Below are 16546 nucleotides of genomic sequence, written 5' to 3' on the forward strand. Positions count from 1 at the left end.
GGTGATTAAAATGTTCTCATCAAGTATGTCATTAAAAATATTGTTGCCATACAAAGTTTTTGCGCAGCACGCTGAGGTTAAACATATTGTCGCCATGACCCGCTACGGTGCCTTTGGCATATTAGCGAACCGGCTTGATTGTGTAATGGCGTTATCAGCGAGCATATTAGAGTGTGAGCTTAATGATACGCAGCATATATACATTGCAATTGATGAAGGCATGTTGGTTAAAACAGGCAACCGTGTGTTTATTTCAGTTCGAAATGCTGTGACTGGTTTGGATTTACATCAGCTACGACGTGCTGTTAATAAACAGTTTTTACAGCAAAACGAACAAGAAAAAATATTAAGCAGGGTTTTGGCAAAAATGGAAAGCCGATTCATTCGAGGATTAACCACGTTTAATCAAAAATAAGGCGCTCGCGTGAACAACAAAAAAAGTACCAAAAATAATCGCCCTACATCAACGTTTACTCGGCAAATCAGAAAAGTTGCCTTACGTAAAATCAGTGTCCAAGATTATGTGTCTAAAACCGTATGGTCTGGTTTGGGCATGATGGGATTAATTGGTTGGTCGGTGGTTTTGCCTACTATGGTAGGCATTGCAATTGGGCTTTGGATTGATGAACGCTACCCCAGTGAACATTACTGGACACTTATTCTACTCGTGGTTGGCTTATGCTTAGGCTGCTTTAATGCTTGGCGCTGGTTAGATAAAGAAAATAAACATATTCATGACCATAAGGATAGCTAACAGCATGATTTATTTAAGCAGTGTCTTGTTTGAATTATTAACGGCGCTTTTAAGTGGCGCATTATTAGGCATCGTTTTTTTTAGTGGATTATGGTGGACCTTAGTCAAATTACCGACAAGTAAATACCCCGTGTTACTTTTTGCATGTAGCTTTGCAATTAGATCAAGCACCGTTATTTTGGGTATTTACTTAATGTTAGATAATAGCTGGCTTAGGTTAAGTGCGCTGCTACTAGGCTTTATTGCTATTCGAATCATTGCAACGGGTTTTATAGTGCATTTACAGTCTAGCCAACCGGCTAAAAATAATATTCGCTATGCGCCTTAGTCCGGATCAAATCATTTATTGGCAAATGGGCTTTATTAAGCTCAATGCAACGCTTGTGTTTACATGGGCGGTGATGCTGATTTTAGTTATGGGCTCGATAATCATCACCCGAAAACTATCTATGGGGATGCAGCGCGCTCATTGGCAAAATATAGTAGAAATAGTGGTGCTCGCAATCATAAAACAAATAGAAGAGGTGGGGTTAAAAGATGCGCGTAAATATATCGGCTTTTTAGGTACCTTATTTTTATTTATTGCGATGTCTGCATTATGCACCATTATTCCTGGGTTTGAGCCACCAACAGGGTCTTTATCAAGTACGGTTGCTTTAGCCTTGTTTGTTTTTGTATCGGTGCCGTTTTTTGGGATCCGGCAACGCGGAATACGTAAATACTTTCGTAGTTATATCAAACCAACATTCATTATGCTGCCCTTTAATATTATTAGTGAGGTGTCGCGCACTTTGGCATTAGCCGTTCGTTTATTTGGCAATATGATGAGTGGCGCGATGATCGTTGCTATTTTACTTAGCGTTACGCCTTTGTTATTTCCCATTGTTATGACCGCCTTAGGGTTACTGATGGGCATAGTTCAAGCCTATATCTTTTTTATTTTAGCCAGTGTTTACATTAGTGCGGCAATACGTAAACAGCCTGCTAAAGCACAACCGCCACCCAAAACATGATGTTTAAAAGCGGTGTTTATTTATCAAATAATGAGGATTGTAATATGGATAGTTTAACTTTAATTGCCGTTGTTTCTATTGTAACAGCGGGCTTAACCATTGCTCTTGGGGTTTTAGGTCCTTCTCTTGGTGAAGGTAAAGCCGTTGCGGTTGCTCTTTCTGCACTGGCACAGCAACCTGACGCATCGCCAACAATAACGCGTACCTTATTTGTCGGGTTAGCTATGATTGAGTCAACCGCAATTTACTGTTTTGTGGTCGCGATGATTTTACTGTTTGCCAATCCGTTTTGGAGTTTTGCAATGACTCAAGTCGCTGGGCAATAAGCGATGTTAATTGACTGGTTCACGGTGACCGCACAAGTTATCAACTTTTTGATTCTTATTGCATTACTAAAACGCTTTTTATATCAACCGATCCTCAACGCGCTTGATGCCAGAGAGCAGCATATTGCTAAAGAGCTCAATGATGCCAGTAATAAAAAACAACAAGCAGAAGACATTTTTGATGATTACGTTAATAAAAACACGCTGTTTGAGCAACAACGCACAGAGCGTTTAGCGCAGTTAACGCAAGAGATAAACACGCAGCGCACTGAGCTGTTAACTAAAATGCAAGCGCAAGTTAAAGCGCAGCGTGATAGGCAAACTAACGCGCTTAAAAATGAACAAGCTAACTTAAAGCAAACACTTGTTTTGCGCACTCAACATGAAGTATTTGCTATTGCTCGTAAGGTACTGGCTGAAATAGCCAATGACACATTGGAAACACAAATAACGCGTTTGTTTATTGAGCATTTAATATCATCAGATGAACCTCTATTCGATACTTTCACTGCTTTAGAGCAGCCAATGGTGATTAAAACCGCTTTTGTAGTGCCAGCAGAGCAAAAATCACGATTAACTAAAGCACTGAAAGCGCGCTTTAATAATAACTCTCTTGTCATACAATACGTGGATGACTCTGAGTTACTGTGCGGTATTGAGCTGGCCGCTCAGGGTTATAAAATTGCATGGAGCATAGAAGAGTATCTTAATGCGATGGTTAAAAATATCGAGCAAGGCTTATCTCAAACGACGAGTCATCATAAGCCATCAAATAACGCTGATGTTTCTGCCTCTGAGAAAAAATCAAATGAACCCCATACATAATTGGCTAAATGGCTCGTTTGATGAGGCTTTTGCTGCACTAAAACATGTGCGCCACTTATCCTCTCAAGCACTGCAAATTAATGAAATTGGCACCATTATGAGTATTGCAACCGGCGTTGCAAAAATTTCAGGCCTACCGAATGTCGGTTTTGAAGAAGTATTACTGTTTCCCAAAGGGATTGTAGGTATTGCTTTTAACATTGACGAGCATAGTGTTGATGCCGTGCTATTAGGCGATTACTGGCACTTAAAAGCCGGTGATGAAGTTAATCGTGCAATGCGTGTGGTTGATGTACCAGTAGGTGAGAGCTTAATTGGTCGTATTATTAATCCTCTTGGTGAGGTTTTAGATGGTAAAGAAAGTTTAGCTGCTGAGCAGCGTTACCCAATAGAGCATCCATCTGCGGCGATTATGGAGCGTGCGCCGGTAACCATGCCATTGCAAACAGGGATTAAAGTAATTGATGCACTTATTCCTATTGGCTTGGGCCAAAGAGAGCTTATTTTAGGAGACCGACAAACCGGTAAAACAGCGATTGCACTCGATACTATTTTGAATCAAAAAGGCCAAAATGTTATTTGCGTTTATTGTGCAATCGGTCAACGAGCGTCGGGGGTTGCCAAAGTGATTGCTCAGCTCAAAAAGCACGATGCGTTAGCGTATACCATCGTCATGGTTACCCAAGGCAATGCACCGCCAGGCCTGGCTTATATTGCCCCATATGCAGCTACGAGTGTGGCTGAGTATTTTATGAATCAAGGACGAGATGTATTAATTGTTTATGATGATTTAACTCATCATGCCCGAGCTTACCGAGAGCTGTCTTTATTATTAGGGCGCCCCCCCGGGCGAGAAGCTTTTCCGGGTGATATTTTTTACATACATTCACGTTTATTAGAGCGCTCTACACATTTGTGTGCCTCTTTAGGAGGGGGGTCATTAACGGCTTTGCCGATCATAGAAACTCAAGAGCAGGATATTTCCGCCTATATCCCTACTAACTTAATATCGATTACGGATGGGCAAATATATTTATCGCCCACGTTATTTGAACTAGGGGTATTGCCCGCCATTGATGTTTCTAAGTCAGTCTCTCGTGTAGGGGCCAAAGCACAAAAAAAAGTATACCAACGTGTGGCGGGCGAGCTAAAACTTGCTTATGCCCAGTTTGAAGAGCTTGAGAACTTTGCGCGTTTTGGCGCTCGTCTTGATGATGATACGCAAAAAATTATTGAACATGGGTTACGCATTCGAGCCTGTTTAATACAAAGTGAATTTACTCATGTGAGCATGCTTGCGCAAGTTGCCATTTTACTGGCATTAAAAAATAATTTATTTGATGCTATTTCTTTAGTGCAGATGGCCAAAGCGCAAATGTTAGTCGCGAACGCGGTCGTGGATTTACCCCATGAGGTGGCTGCTCGCCTAAGCAGTACTGAGTCTATAAAAGACACTGATCTGGCCTTAATAGTAAGCCTTGCCAAAGAGGTGCTGAGTGATTTCAGCGCTACTAAATCTTCACACGAGGATGGGTAACCATTATGAGTGAAAACATGGTTAGTCTTCGCCATAAAATAACCAATGCGGATGACTTAGGTGGAGTTGTTCGCAGCATGAAAACCATGGCGTCATCAAATATTAGTCAGTACGAAAATGCCGTTGCCGCATTAGATGATTATTACCGTACGGTCCAACTGGGTTTAACAGCATGTTTACTAAAACAGCCAAATAATACGCCCGACAATAAAGTCCCATGTTTATTAACGGGTGTTATTGTGTTTGGTTCAGATCAAGGGTTGGTTGGCCAATTTAACGATATAATGAGTGAGTTTGTAGTTAAAAAGCTCAAAACGATTCACGGTGAAAAAATACTCTTTACTGTAGGCGAGCGTGTTCAAGCGCGGTTAATTCAGGCAAAGCTTAATGTGAAAAGTAACTTTAGCTTACCAAATACCATTGATACTGTTAGTGTGCTGGTGGGGCAAATATTGATGCAAATAGATGCATTACGCGAACAGGGCGAATTGGGGCATGTTTATGTGTGCCATCATCACCCACAAAAGGGCGCACTTTATCAGCCTGTGTGCGAACAGCTTTTACCTATACACCAAAGTTGGCAAACAAATTTAGCCAACGTGCACTGGCCAACAAATAACTTACCGCAAACTTTACCTAATCACCAATACACGTTTCGTTGCCTAATTAGAGAGTATCTATTTGTAAGTTTGTACCGCGCCTGCGCTGAATCATTAGCAAGCGAAAACAGTAGCCGGTTAGCCGCAATGCAACGAGCACAAACCAACATAGAAGAATTAAAAGAAAAATTAAGTCAAACCTATAATCGCTTACGTCAATCGAGTATTGATGAAGAGCTATTTGATATTGTCGCCAGTTTTTTAGCACTAAAAAAATCAAATCCTAATGGATAGCCAACGACTAGCTACTTATTAAATATAAAAAGCTTGCAATGTGGTTAAAAAGCGAGCAGCGTTAAAGGAGGGCAATAATGGTTATAAAAGCACTGCTTAATTGACTCGTTTCATTAAACCGAGAAAAGCAGTAAATAGTTTTATGCTGCAATCATAAAGCGAAGATAATACAGCAACTGTGTTGTTACTCGTTTTAAACAAAATTTAAGTGAGCTGTATAACGGTTATTTTACATAACAATACAGTTTGCCCTTAAAGGAGATGCGTTTTGATCTCAAGGAATATAAGATCATGCATGAGCTACCCCATACAACCGACACGTATTTAAAAAATCATTTATTGGCTGCCTTGCCACAAGATGTGCAAGAGAGGATCTTTCCATACATAGAAATAGTCCCGTTACCTTTGGGCAAGGTGTTATACGAGCCTGGAAATAAGCTCGCCCATGTGTATTTTCCTATCGATGCAATTGTATCTTTGTTGTACGTGATGGAAAACGGCTCCTCAGCAGAGATATCCGTAGTGGGTAATGAAGGTGTTATCGGCATTGCATTATTTATGGGAGGCGGGAGTACTTCTAGTCGAGCCATCGTACAAAGTGCTGGCAGTGCTTATCGTCTTAAAGGGTGTCGATTAACTGAAGAATTTAACCGCCATGGTAAATTACTCGATCTTATGCTGCGTTATACTCAATCACTGATCACTCAAATGGCGCAAACAGCAGTATGTAATCGCCATCATTCAATTGATCAGCAGCTTTGTCGTTGGCTGTTACTCTCTTTAGATCGCTTACCTGATAATCACCTAACCATGACCCAAGAGCTTATTGCTAACATGTTAGGTGTACGTCGCGAAGGGGTAACCGAAGCAGCAGGAAAATTACAAAAACTAGGCGTAATTCATTATCAGCGAGGTCATATCACGGTACTTAATAGGAAAAGGCTAGAAGAGCTAAGCTGCGAATGCTATGAAGTAGTAAAAACAGAGACCGACCGTTTACTGCCTTATATGAAAAACCCCTAACTCTCCTTTTTTAAATTCTAATTTATTTAAAGGCCTAACTTTAGTTTAGGCCTTTCGCCGTCTTGGCATCACTCTCCTTAATTTGCATGACTATGTATGCTATCGAACAGACTGTTTGTCACTCAAACCGATAGGATGGAATACGTAAGCTAGCATCTTACTCCTCGATTTACGCTGCTAATCACTCATCAAGCAAGACTGTTTATATGAGCCGATTGTTTTGGCGTAACACATTGTTTTTATAAAAATATCATAAATGCACTCAGGGTAAGAGTATTATGCAATCTATATTGGATTTAATATTTAGGCGTAAAAAGTGTGACCCTCTTTGGAGCAGCACAGATCCAGTTCGAGAAGAATTATTTGGGGTGGAGCGTCTTGAAAAACACGCAACCAGTTTGGCAAAAGCACAGCAAGTTGCCAAGCATGCTCCTAGGGTCATGTGTTTGCGAAAACGGGTTGATGAAAACGCGACTGCTTTATTAAATGCGTATCAAGATAGCGCCGCAGAGATAGCACGAGGCAGTGTTGTTGTGCCTGCTGCAGAATGGTTATTGGATAATTACCACCTTGTAGAGCAGCAAATACGCGAAGTTCGCGACGACTTACCCGCGCATTACTACCGCCAACTTCCTAAACTATTGAACGGCCCATTTAAGGGCTACCCACGTGTGTTTGGTTTAGCTTGGGCTTATGTAGCCCATACCGATAGCTTAGTTGAACAAGAGAGTCTGATCCGCTTTATTCGTGCCTATCAAAAGGTGCAACCATTAACCATTGGTGAATTATGGGCTGTGGCAATCACCCTGCGGATTGTTTTAATTGAAAACCTGCGTAGATTAGCCGATCAAATTTCATTCGGTAGGGCGCAACGAGAAGAAGCTGATCGGCTAACACAAACATTATTAGAGACGCAAAGTACACAAGCAACGTTTCAAGCCGAAATACAAAACCGCTCAACCCAACCCCTCTCATTAGTATTTGCATCACAACTTGCAAAACGGTTACGAGATCAAGACCCCAAAACAACCCCTGCACTTGAATGGTTAACACTGCGTTTGTCAAAGCAGCAGCTAACAATAGACAAAATTGTTAAGCTTGAACAGCAGCGCCAAGGTGCTTCTAACGTCAGTATACGCAATGTGATCACCAGTATGCGTTTGATCTCTGATATTGATTGGGCGGATTTATTTGAAGCGGTGAGTTTAGTTGATCAACAGTTGAATCAAAATACGCTATTTAGTGCCATGGATTTTGCTACGCGCAGCCTTTATCGAAGTGCCGTTGAACAACTTGCACGTGGATGCAACTATGATGAAGTTGAAATTGCTAAACGAGTCATTGAAATGGCTAAACAAAGTGCAGCTACCCCTAGCGATTGTTTAGGCGAAGAGCAACAAATAGAACGTACGCGTATACAAGAGCCCGGTAACTATTTAATCGGAGAAGGCCGGCTAAGCTTTGAAAAATCAATAGACTATAAGCCAACCATACGCTTGTTTATGCGCCGCCTACATCTTCGATTAGGAGTAACCGGTTATATCGCATCAGTGGCAGGGCTTGCACTGGTAATCCTCTCTAGCGTATTTTTATATGCTGAATTTTTAACGCTTAGCACAACACAATTGATTTTATGGTTTGTCATTGGGTTTATTCCGGCAACCGAGGCCGCCACTACCATTGTTAATCGCTTAGTCACGTGGCAATTTGGCTCAATGACACTACCTGCGTTAGCGCTTAAATCGGGTGTGCCAAGCTCACTGCGCACATTAATAGTGATCCCCACCTTGCTAACCAACAAAGCGCAATTACTTGAACAAATAGAGCGCTTAGAAGTGCATTATTTAAGCGGTATTGAGGGTGATGTGAGTTTTGCATTACTCACCGATGGCTTAGATGCCGAGCAACAAAGCCTGGCTAGCGATGAGGTTTTACTCACCTTAGTAAGCAATAAAATAAAGGCGTTAAATGAGCAATACACCAAGGGAGAAAACAGTGCGCGGTTTTTACTGTTACATCGCAAGCGTTTATTTAATGCGCAAGAAAATACATGGATGGGGTGGGAGCGAAAACGTGGCAAGCTTCAAGAGCTAAACCGCTTATTACGCGGGGCAACCGATACCAGTTATATTGCGGTTAATGGCGTACAGCCAAATGTCCCCGAAGGAGTGCGCTATGTGATCACACTCGATGGGGATACCCGATTACCTCGCGAAAGTGCATTAAGGCTAATTGGTAAAATGGCTCACCCATTAAACCGCCCTCGGTTTGATAGCAATAAGCAACGTGTAGTGGCCGGTTACGGTATTTTACAGCCACGGGTGACTCCTTCACTCTCAATTGGTAGCGAAGGGTCTATTTATCAGCGTACATTTTCAGCCCCCGGTGGCATTGACCCATATACGGCGGCGGTATCCGATGTGTATCAAGATTTATTTGGCGAGGGATCATTTACTGGTAAAGGCATTTATGATGTCGATACCTTTAATGCCACACAGGGTAACCGCGTGGCTGAAAATACCATGCTTAGCCATGATTTATTTGAGGGCATTTTTGCGCGAGCAGGGTTGGTTTCTGATATTGAAGTTGTTGAGGAGTTTCCTGCCCGTTACGATGAAGCGCAAAAACGTCAGCACCGGTGGATACGTGGCGATTGGCAATTACTACCTTGGATTTTTAGTAAATTTTCCGATAAAAGAGCGGTTAATTATTTAGGACGATTAAAACTTGTTGATAACCTACGTCGCTCACTCGTCGCACCCGCAACGATACTCGCATTTGGATCATGTTGGCTGCTGCCATTCCCTTTAGCTATGATAAGTACCATGTTATTACTTAGCAGTATTGCAATTCCATCGTTTATTTTTTGTTTATTTTCAATCATTCCCCATCATTCAGGTATTGATCCGCAAAGCCATTTACGCCGATGGCTAGAAGATTTACAACTGGCATTAAACCAAACACTTTTATCTATAGTATTTTTAGCCGATCAGAGTTGGCGAACCATTGATGCAATTATGCGTAGCTTATCGCGCTTATTAATCACTCACAAAAATTGCCTTGAATGGACCACCGCTGCACATTGCAGCAGTGAGTCACGGCTAGGATTTTGGGGGTTTTATCGCACCATGTTGCCCAGCCTATTAATGGTAACGGTAATTTTGAGTGGAGTACTGATACTTAATCCTGCAATTTGGGTTATAGCGCTGCCTTTTGCTATTACATGGTTTTTGGCGCCTGCAATTGCTTATTGGGTAAGTCGAGCTCCAGCGTTAATACACATTAAAAAATTAAGCGAAAATGAAACCCTATTGCGCCATACCGCGCGACGAACATGGCGTTATTTTGAAACCTTCGTGAGCGTCTCTGACAACATGCTGCCGCCCGATAACTTTCAAGAACAACCAAAAGCGGTTATTGCTCATAGAACCTCGCCGACCAATATTGGGCTTTATTTATTATCGTGTATTGCCGCGCGTGATTTTGGCTGGGCAGGGCGAGTAGAGACAATCGAGCGACTAGAAGCGACCTTTATCACACTGCATAAACTGATTAAACACAAAGGCCATTTGTTTAATTGGTACGATACGCAAACATTAATGCCGCTTTTACCAGAGTATGTTTCATCAGTAGACAGTGGTAATTTGGCTGGGCACTTAATCACCTTGGCCAATAGTTGCGATGAACTAAAAGTAACGCCTGCAAGTGACTATATACGTGCTGGATTACTCGATAATATTCAACTGGCACGCCAAGCACTTATCTCTAATAAACTAATAATGCCAACAGAGCCGCAGGCTTCGCAGGTTAGCGTATTAGCAGACCCTGATCTTAAAACGCAGTTAATGACATTGATTGATGATATAGAAAACGCCATAGTGAGCGCGCAAACCCTCGAGTCAGAGTTACCATCATTAATCACCTTAACTCATCAAGCCACTCATTTAGCCGTTGAGTTATCAGGGCAAATTACACAGGAAAAACATCACAAAGCTGCAGCTGAAGCACCCATAGATTTATTTTATTGGCTTAACGCTTTAAGTAATCTACTGATGCAGCAACAAATTGATAATGCACTTTGTGAGCAACAAACGAATGAGCTTGATACACGAATAACAACCCTCAGTAATGCAGCCAGAACAATGGCCATGGCCATGGATTTTAGCTTTTTGGTTGACCCGCAGCGAAAGCTACTAGCGATTGGTTTTTCGTTAACTGAAAACTCATTAGAAACCAGCTGTTATGATTTATTAGCCTCAGAAGCACGTTTAGCGAGTTTATTCGCTATTGCCAAAGGCGATATTGCCACCAAACACTGGTTTAGACTTGGGCGTACATCCACGCCGATGGGCAGAGGCTCCGCGCTTATTTCGTGGTCTGGCTCTATGTTTGAGTATTTAATGCCTTCGTTAATTATGCGCGCACCAGCGGGTAGTTTATTAGCGCAAACAAACCAATTAATTGTAAAATGCCAGCAAGAGTATGCAGATAAGTTAGGCATTCCGTGGGGTATCTCTGAGTCGGGGTATAACGCACGAGATATTGAATTTACCTATCAATATTCAAATTTTGGCGTACCAGGACTGGGTTTAAAACGGGGCTTGGCAGATAACACCGTGATTGCACCTTATGCAACCGGGTTAGCTGCCATGGTCAATCCACAAGCGGCAGTTGATAATTTTAAGCGTTTAAATGAGATGGGCGCCTGTGCGCGTTTTGGTTTTTATGAAGCGCTAGATTTTACCCCTTCAAGGCTGCCGTTAGAAAGCACATTCGCGCTAGTTAAAAGCTATATGGCTCATCATCAAGGCATGACCATAGTGTCTATCGCTAATACCTTAAATAACAGCCAATTTAGACAGCGTTTTCATCAAGAGCCAATGATCAAAGCCTGTGAGTTATTATTGCAAGAGCGGGTGCCAAGGGACGTATCAACCAGTCATCCGCGCGCTGAAAAAGTAAACGTATCGTCTTCATTACTTAACTCAAACACGCCCAAAGTGCGGTATTTAAATACTGCAGAACAGGGGCCACCTATGACGCATATTTTATCTAATGGTCATTATAGTGTGATGTTAACGCCAACCGGTGCAGGGTATAGTCATTGGCGCGATACTGCCATTACGCGCTGGCAAGAGGATGTTACCTGTAATAATTACGGCAGTTTTATTTTTTTAAAAGATATTAACAGCGGTAAGTTATGGACGAATGGCGCTCAACCGCTTGGCTGTGAAGGGCATCATACTAGTGCAGAATTTGCAGAAGACCACGCACAATTTATACATCATGATGCATCTTTTACCACCATCACCGACATTTTAGTCTCTGGTGAAGATGACAGCGAAGTGCGGCGTGTATCATTAAATAATAATGGCCATAATGAACGTGATATAGAGTTAACCTCCTATTTTGAATTAGTACTAAGTAGCGCTAAAGCAGATAATGCACACCCGGCATTTAACAAAATGTTTGTGCAAACCGAATATCTTGAACAATACAATGCGTTAATTGCCACCCGACGTACACGCGAAGAACACGAACCTGAAATTTGGGTGGCACATTTTGCTGTTGTTGAGGGCGAAGTGTGTGAGCCAGTGCAATATGAAACCGACAGAGCACTATTTATTGGTCGAGGTAATACATTGGCCGACGCCACGGCACTTACACATCATGGCGCACGGCAAACAGCAAAAAACAGCGCTATAAATGAGTATGAATACTCCAGTAAAGCGTTGTCTAATTCAGTGGGCACTGTGCTTGATCCTATTTTTTCACTGCGTTGTCGCGTACATGTTAAAAGTGGAGACGTTGTTCGCGTTGCATTTTGGACGATGGTCGCTTCTTCTAAAGCGCAGTTAATTGATTTAATTGACCGTCATCATGATCGAAATGCATATGAACGTGCAAAAACGTTAGCCTGGACTCAAGCGCAAGTTCAACTGAGGCATTTTGCTATTAGTGCATCGGAGGCGGCAGATTTTCAGCATTTATCGGCACCGATTTTATATGCAGATTTACGTTTTAGAGCGCCCGAGGCTGTTATTCAGCGAGGGGTCGAGAGTCAATCAATGCTCTGGACTTATTCCGTTTCCGGTGATTTACCGATTGTATTGATGCATATTGATGATGTGCAAGATATCCCGCAGGTTAAACAATTACTGCGCGCTCAAGAATACTGGCGGATGAAATGCCTTCATGTTGATATTGTAATTATTAACGAACATGCGGGTTCCTACAGACAAGAACTACAAACAGTATTAGAAACCGCAGTACGAAGTATTCAGCCCAGTGATAATTTTAACGCAGGCTTTGATACTCAATCAGTACAAGGCACGGTCCATATTTTACGTGCGGATTTAATTACAGTGCAGGCCGCTGAGTTATTAAAATCAATTGCCAGAGTGGTGCTGATTGCGCATCGAGGAACAATCGCCGAACAACTGGCTTTTATTCCCAAGCCTCATGTATGGAATAGGCAAGCTCATCCAGGGTTAAAACTCGCCTCGTCAAGCACTAATGTATCGGGGGAAGTGTTACTGACATTATTAAAAAATAGTTTGGAATTTTTTAATGGGATTGGTGGTTTTTCGGATGATGGTCGCCAATATACCATTATTTTAAAATCAGGGTTATCGACCCCTGCGCCGTGGATAAATGTGATTGCTAATGCTCAGTTTGGTTTTCATGTAGCAGCTGAAGGGGGTGGGTATACTTGGTCTGAAAACAGTCGCGAAAACAAATTAACCCCGTGGAGTAACGATCCTGTGTCAAACCCTTCAGGAGAAGCCATATACATTCGTGATGAAGACACCTTTCAATTATTTACCGCGACAGCATCGCCTTTAAAGCATCATGCTACTAATCAAGACGCTTTTATTACTCACCATGGGTTTGGTTATAGTCGGTTTGAACACCAAGCCGATAAACTGTCCTTATCATTATTACAGTATGTGCCGCTGGATGATCCAATAAAAATTTCGCGCTTAACCTTGCACAATAAATCATCGTCGCGACGACGTTTACGTATTACACATTATACCGAATGGGTGCTGGGTATTAACCGAAGTGAGTCTGCGGCATCGATCACCTGTGAGCTTGATGCCAAAACGAACGCTATTTTTATACAAAATCGGTGGAATACAGCGTTTGGCAATCGCGTGGCCTTTACCGATTTAAATGCTATGCAAACCCAGTGGACAAGCGATCGTACTGAGTTTTTAGGGTGTAATGGCAACATGAGTTCACCTGCGGCACTTCTGTGTAATACGCCGCTATCTAAAAAGTTAGGGGCGGGTCACGACCCCTGTACAGCGCAGCAGTGCGTGATTGAATTAGCACCTGGAGAGTCAAAAGAAATTGTTGCTTTTATTGGTCAATGCGCATCAGCTCAAGAAGCAAGCGAATTGATCAGTCGATATCGCAAAATAGACTTAAATAGCGTATTTGATGAAGTCACCTCACACTGGCATAAAACGTTACACGCTGTGCAAGTTAAAACACCCGATAGAGCAATGGATATCATGCTTAATGGCTGGCTGTTATATCAAACAATTGCCTGTAGGATGTGGGCGCGTTCTGCTTTTTACCAATCAAGTGGCGCGTATGGATTTCGCGATCAATTACAAGATTCACTGGCACTTACCTTTGCATCGCCCGCACTGAGTCGGGCGCATATTATCCGTGCAGCAGGGCGTCAGTTCATTCAAGGTGATGTACAACATTGGTGGTTACCGCATTCTGGGCAAGGTGTGCGCACGCGTATTAGTGACGATAAAATATGGCTTGCGTATACAACCGCAAAATATGTATTAACCAGTGGCGATAACAGTATTTTAGATGAAAAAATTGCATTTATAGATGGCCCAATACTAACGGATGAACAACATGAAACGTATTTTCAAGCAAAAACATCTGATAGCGCAGCAAGTTTATTTGAGCATTGTATGCGCTCAATCGAGCACGGGATAGCGCAAACAGGTGAGCATGGTTTACCGCTTATTGGCACTGGCGATTGGAATGATGGCATGAACCGAGTGGGGGCAAAAGGCAAAGGCGAAAGCGTGTGGTTAGGCTGGTTCTTGATAAGTACCATTGAGCTATTTTTACCTTTATTAAAAGCGCGAGCGGATGAACCGACAACGTCGCAAAGTTCAACCGCTAATGAATCATCCCCTGTAATCACCAATATGCAGCGTGCAGCTAATTTAGAAGATTATGTTGATACTTTAAAACACAATATTGAAGCACACGCCTGGGATGGGCAATGGTATCGACGAGCTAGTTTTGACGATGGTAGCTGGATTGGGGCAAAACCAAACAAAGAATGCAAAATTGATTCTATTGCGCAGTCATGGGCGGTGCTATCAAAAGCGGCGAATAGTAAGCGTAGCAAAACCGCGATGGCCGCGGTTGATAAGCATTTAACCTTGGATAAAGAGCCGCTGGTTTTATTATTTACACCGCCATTTATAAATAGCCAACCAGACCCTGGCTACATTAAAAGCTACCCTGCGGGGCTTCGTGAAAACGGGGGCCAATATAGCCATGCTGCAATGTGGTTAATATTGGCACATACCCAACTAGGGTATGGCAATAAAGCGCACGATTTGTTTTGCATGCTCAACCCAATTAATTATTCATCTAATAAAGAAAAAGCATACAAATACAAAGTTGAGCCCTATGTGCTTGCAGCCGATGTGTATTCTGTTGCTCCCCATTGTGGGCGGGGCGGGTGGACATGGTATACCGGTGCCGCATCTTGGATGTACAGAGCCGCCATGGAGGGGATTTTAGGAATTTACCGAGAAGGCAGCACTTTGATTGTTAATCCGTGTATTCCAAGTGATTGGAGCGATTTTGAGGCCAAGGTTCATGTTGAAAATACCCAGTATGCAATAACCGTTCATCAAAGTGGGGGGGCTGCTAAAAAAGTTATTAGTGGTGAACTAGATGGCAAATTACTCGCGTTATGCGATGGCCTTATACGCGCGCCATTAGATCAAAAAGCACATGCGCTAAACGTTGTTATTAAATTGGAAAAAACATAAACGATGGCAAAACTTATATACACGTTATAAGTGTGGGTTAAATAGCAGTGAAATGTGTGAATAATACCTCTAGCTACTTCATTTAGAGGTATTATAAAAAATATATAGGCTTGCTAAGCAAGATGTTTAACACGTTGTAATGATTAATAATTATTAAATTAATAGTTATCAAAAAAGTACTGCACCTGTTTTTTCGCTTTTTCGCTAGAAATCTGATACCGCTGTTGAATTAAAGCCGCGAGCTTATGATGATGACCATTAATTTTTAAGAGTTCATTTTCAGTGAGTAAACCCCAAGCAAATTTTGCAGTAGCCACTTGATCCTTCCAGCTTTTTTTGTGTTTCAGTGGTGTATGACTAACATGCGTTTGTGGTTGATGTAGCTTCATTGTTATCTTCCCTTAATAATAGCAATTAGCTTGATGTTTAAATCGTGCTAAAGAGCTACTTTTTGTTTGTAAGAGTTTAACAATAAGCACTGCGATATTTATTGTCAGTGCGCTAACGTACGTTGTTTAATTTATGGCCGTACTTTTTGGTTGATAATGGTTTTGTTGCATAAAATCTTCTAAAAACCATGCAGCAAATTCATGTCGGCCTTCTACATCGGCTTTGCTGTAAATGTCGGACGCTTGTTGGCGAACGGTTTTTTCTTTTGTGTTTCTTAGTGCGCTTATTTCTTTAAAGCTTAAGCCTTTAAGTAATAACATCGCGACTTCTTGCTCACTGCGAGTCAATGTCCATTGTGAAAATTGGGTTTGAATAACACCACTGTATTCATGACGCGCATCCATCATTGCCTGTGATATGTTTTTAAGTTCTTTTTTTGAATGCACTAATTCTTGTTTCAGCGCATTAATATTGGCAGTACGCGCACGAATATCGCTAATTAAGTAAATAGCACAGGCTGCAGAAATGACAACGATTAAGCCCTCAGAAAAAATATGCCACTGCGGCACGCCTAAATGTATATCCGTTAGTACATCAAAAAAGTTTAGCACCATTATTATTAACAAGGTGGCTGCTATTAACTTGTCTCTCATTAAAACCTCTATTATCAATGCCTTATAAATACAATGGACAAATGTACCATAGCGTAATTTTCGCTATTTTTGGGTACGTTAAGGC

Annotated in this window: 12 protein-coding genes; 10 read left to right on the forward strand and 2 right to left on the reverse strand. The window is 41.9% G+C overall.

The window, feature by feature from the left end; translation table 11 throughout:
* The first annotated feature begins 10 nt into the window (after positions 1 to 10).
* The 10 genes from N523_RS0117680 (at position 11) to N523_RS0117725 (ending at position 15418) form a co-directional block, all read left to right on the forward strand.
* Positions 11 to 415, forward strand: coding sequence for a F0F1 ATP synthase subunit epsilon (locus N523_RS0117680; protein WP_028835814.1), 405 nt, complete (start codon positions 11 to 13; stop codon positions 413 to 415).
* A 9-nt stretch (positions 416 to 424) separates the two neighbouring features.
* Positions 425 to 754, forward strand: a complete 330-nt coding sequence (locus N523_RS0117685; protein ID WP_028835813.1) for an AtpZ/AtpI family protein — start codon at positions 425 to 427, stop codon at positions 752 to 754.
* Between the two features lie 4 nt (positions 755 to 758).
* Positions 759 to 1082 (forward strand): ATP synthase subunit I, encoded by a 324-nt coding sequence (locus N523_RS19170; protein WP_051440340.1) that lies wholly within the window; start codon positions 759 to 761, stop codon positions 1080 to 1082.
* Complete coding sequence (locus tag N523_RS0117695) at positions 1072 to 1767, forward strand: F0F1 ATP synthase subunit A (RefSeq protein ID WP_028835811.1); 696 nt, start codon at positions 1072 to 1074, stop codon at positions 1765 to 1767. The genes N523_RS19170 and N523_RS0117695 overlap by 11 nt, the downstream gene beginning before the upstream one ends.
* Before the next feature lie 44 nt (positions 1768 to 1811).
* Positions 1812 to 2093: a F0F1 ATP synthase subunit C gene (locus N523_RS0117700; RefSeq protein WP_028835810.1), complete on the forward strand. Its 282-nt coding sequence runs from the start codon at positions 1812 to 1814 to the stop codon at positions 2091 to 2093.
* A 3-nt stretch (positions 2094 to 2096) separates the two neighbouring features.
* Complete coding sequence (locus tag N523_RS0117705; protein ID WP_028835809.1) at positions 2097 to 2918, forward strand: F0F1 ATP synthase subunit B family protein; 822 nt, start codon at positions 2097 to 2099, stop codon at positions 2916 to 2918.
* Positions 2902 to 4455, forward strand: a complete 1554-nt coding sequence (locus tag N523_RS0117710) for an alternate F1F0 ATPase, F1 subunit alpha (RefSeq protein ID WP_028835808.1) — start codon at positions 2902 to 2904, stop codon at positions 4453 to 4455. The genes N523_RS0117705 and N523_RS0117710 overlap by 17 nt, the downstream gene beginning before the upstream one ends.
* A 5-nt stretch (positions 4456 to 4460) precedes the next feature.
* The gene (locus N523_RS0117715) at positions 4461 to 5348 is read left to right on the forward strand and encodes a F0F1 ATP synthase subunit gamma (protein ID WP_028835807.1); all 888 of its coding nucleotides are present in this window, start codon (positions 4461 to 4463) and stop codon (positions 5346 to 5348) included.
* 291 nt (positions 5349 to 5639) lie between these two features.
* The gene (locus tag N523_RS0117720; protein ID WP_028835806.1) at positions 5640 to 6371 is read left to right on the forward strand and encodes a Crp/Fnr family transcriptional regulator; all 732 of its coding nucleotides are present in this window, start codon (positions 5640 to 5642) and stop codon (positions 6369 to 6371) included.
* Between the two features lie 278 nt (positions 6372 to 6649).
* Positions 6650 to 15418, forward strand: a complete 8769-nt coding sequence (locus N523_RS0117725) for a GH36-type glycosyl hydrolase domain-containing protein (protein WP_028835805.1) — start codon at positions 6650 to 6652, stop codon at positions 15416 to 15418.
* 158 nt (positions 15419 to 15576) lie between these two features.
* Here the strand turns inward: N523_RS0117725 and N523_RS0117730 are convergent, their stop codons facing one another.
* Together N523_RS0117730 and N523_RS0117735 are read right to left on the reverse strand one after the other, a co-directional pair.
* The gene (locus N523_RS0117730; RefSeq protein WP_051440341.1) at positions 15577 to 15807 is read right to left on the reverse strand and encodes a CsbD family protein; all 231 of its coding nucleotides are present in this window, start codon (positions 15805 to 15807) and stop codon (positions 15577 to 15579) included.
* Positions 15808 to 15933: 126 nt separating this feature from the next.
* Positions 15934 to 16461 carry a helix-turn-helix transcriptional regulator gene (locus tag N523_RS0117735; RefSeq protein ID WP_028835803.1) on the reverse strand — a complete coding sequence of 176 codons (528 nt, stop codon included), beginning with the start codon at positions 16459 to 16461 and terminating at the stop codon, positions 15934 to 15936.
* Positions 16462 to 16546 lie beyond the last annotated feature (85 nt).

It is taken from the genome of Pseudoalteromonas sp. 23_GOM-1509m, assembly GCF_000518425.1.
Classification (GTDB): domain Bacteria; phylum Pseudomonadota; class Gammaproteobacteria; order Enterobacterales; family Alteromonadaceae; genus Pseudoalteromonas; species Pseudoalteromonas tetraodonis.

Coding starts and splice junctions, on each gene's coding strand:
- N523_RS0117725 (WP_028835805.1), top strand. CDS start 6,650: ATGCAATCTATATTGGATTTAATATTTAGGCGTAAAAAGTGTGACCCT.
- N523_RS19170 (WP_051440340.1), top strand. CDS start 759: ATGATTTATTTAAGCAGTGTCTTGTTTGAATTATTAACGGCGCTTTTA.
- N523_RS0117715 (WP_028835807.1), top strand. CDS start 4,461: ATGAGTGAAAACATGGTTAGTCTTCGCCATAAAATAACCAATGCGGAT.
- N523_RS0117680 (WP_028835814.1), top strand. CDS start 11: ATGTTCTCATCAAGTATGTCATTAAAAATATTGTTGCCATACAAAGTT.
- N523_RS0117720 (WP_028835806.1), top strand. CDS start 5,640: ATGCATGAGCTACCCCATACAACCGACACGTATTTAAAAAATCATTTA.
- N523_RS0117705 (WP_028835809.1), top strand. CDS start 2,097: ATGTTAATTGACTGGTTCACGGTGACCGCACAAGTTATCAACTTTTTG.
- N523_RS0117730 (WP_051440341.1), bottom strand. CDS start 15,807: ATGAAGCTACATCAACCACAAACGCATGTTAGTCATACACCACTGAAA.
- N523_RS0117710 (WP_028835808.1), top strand. CDS start 2,902: ATGAACCCCATACATAATTGGCTAAATGGCTCGTTTGATGAGGCTTTT.
- N523_RS0117695 (WP_028835811.1), top strand. CDS start 1,072: ATGCGCCTTAGTCCGGATCAAATCATTTATTGGCAAATGGGCTTTATT.
- N523_RS0117700 (WP_028835810.1), top strand. CDS start 1,812: ATGGATAGTTTAACTTTAATTGCCGTTGTTTCTATTGTAACAGCGGGC.
- N523_RS0117735 (WP_028835803.1), bottom strand. CDS start 16,461: ATGAGAGACAAGTTAATAGCAGCCACCTTGTTAATAATAATGGTGCTA.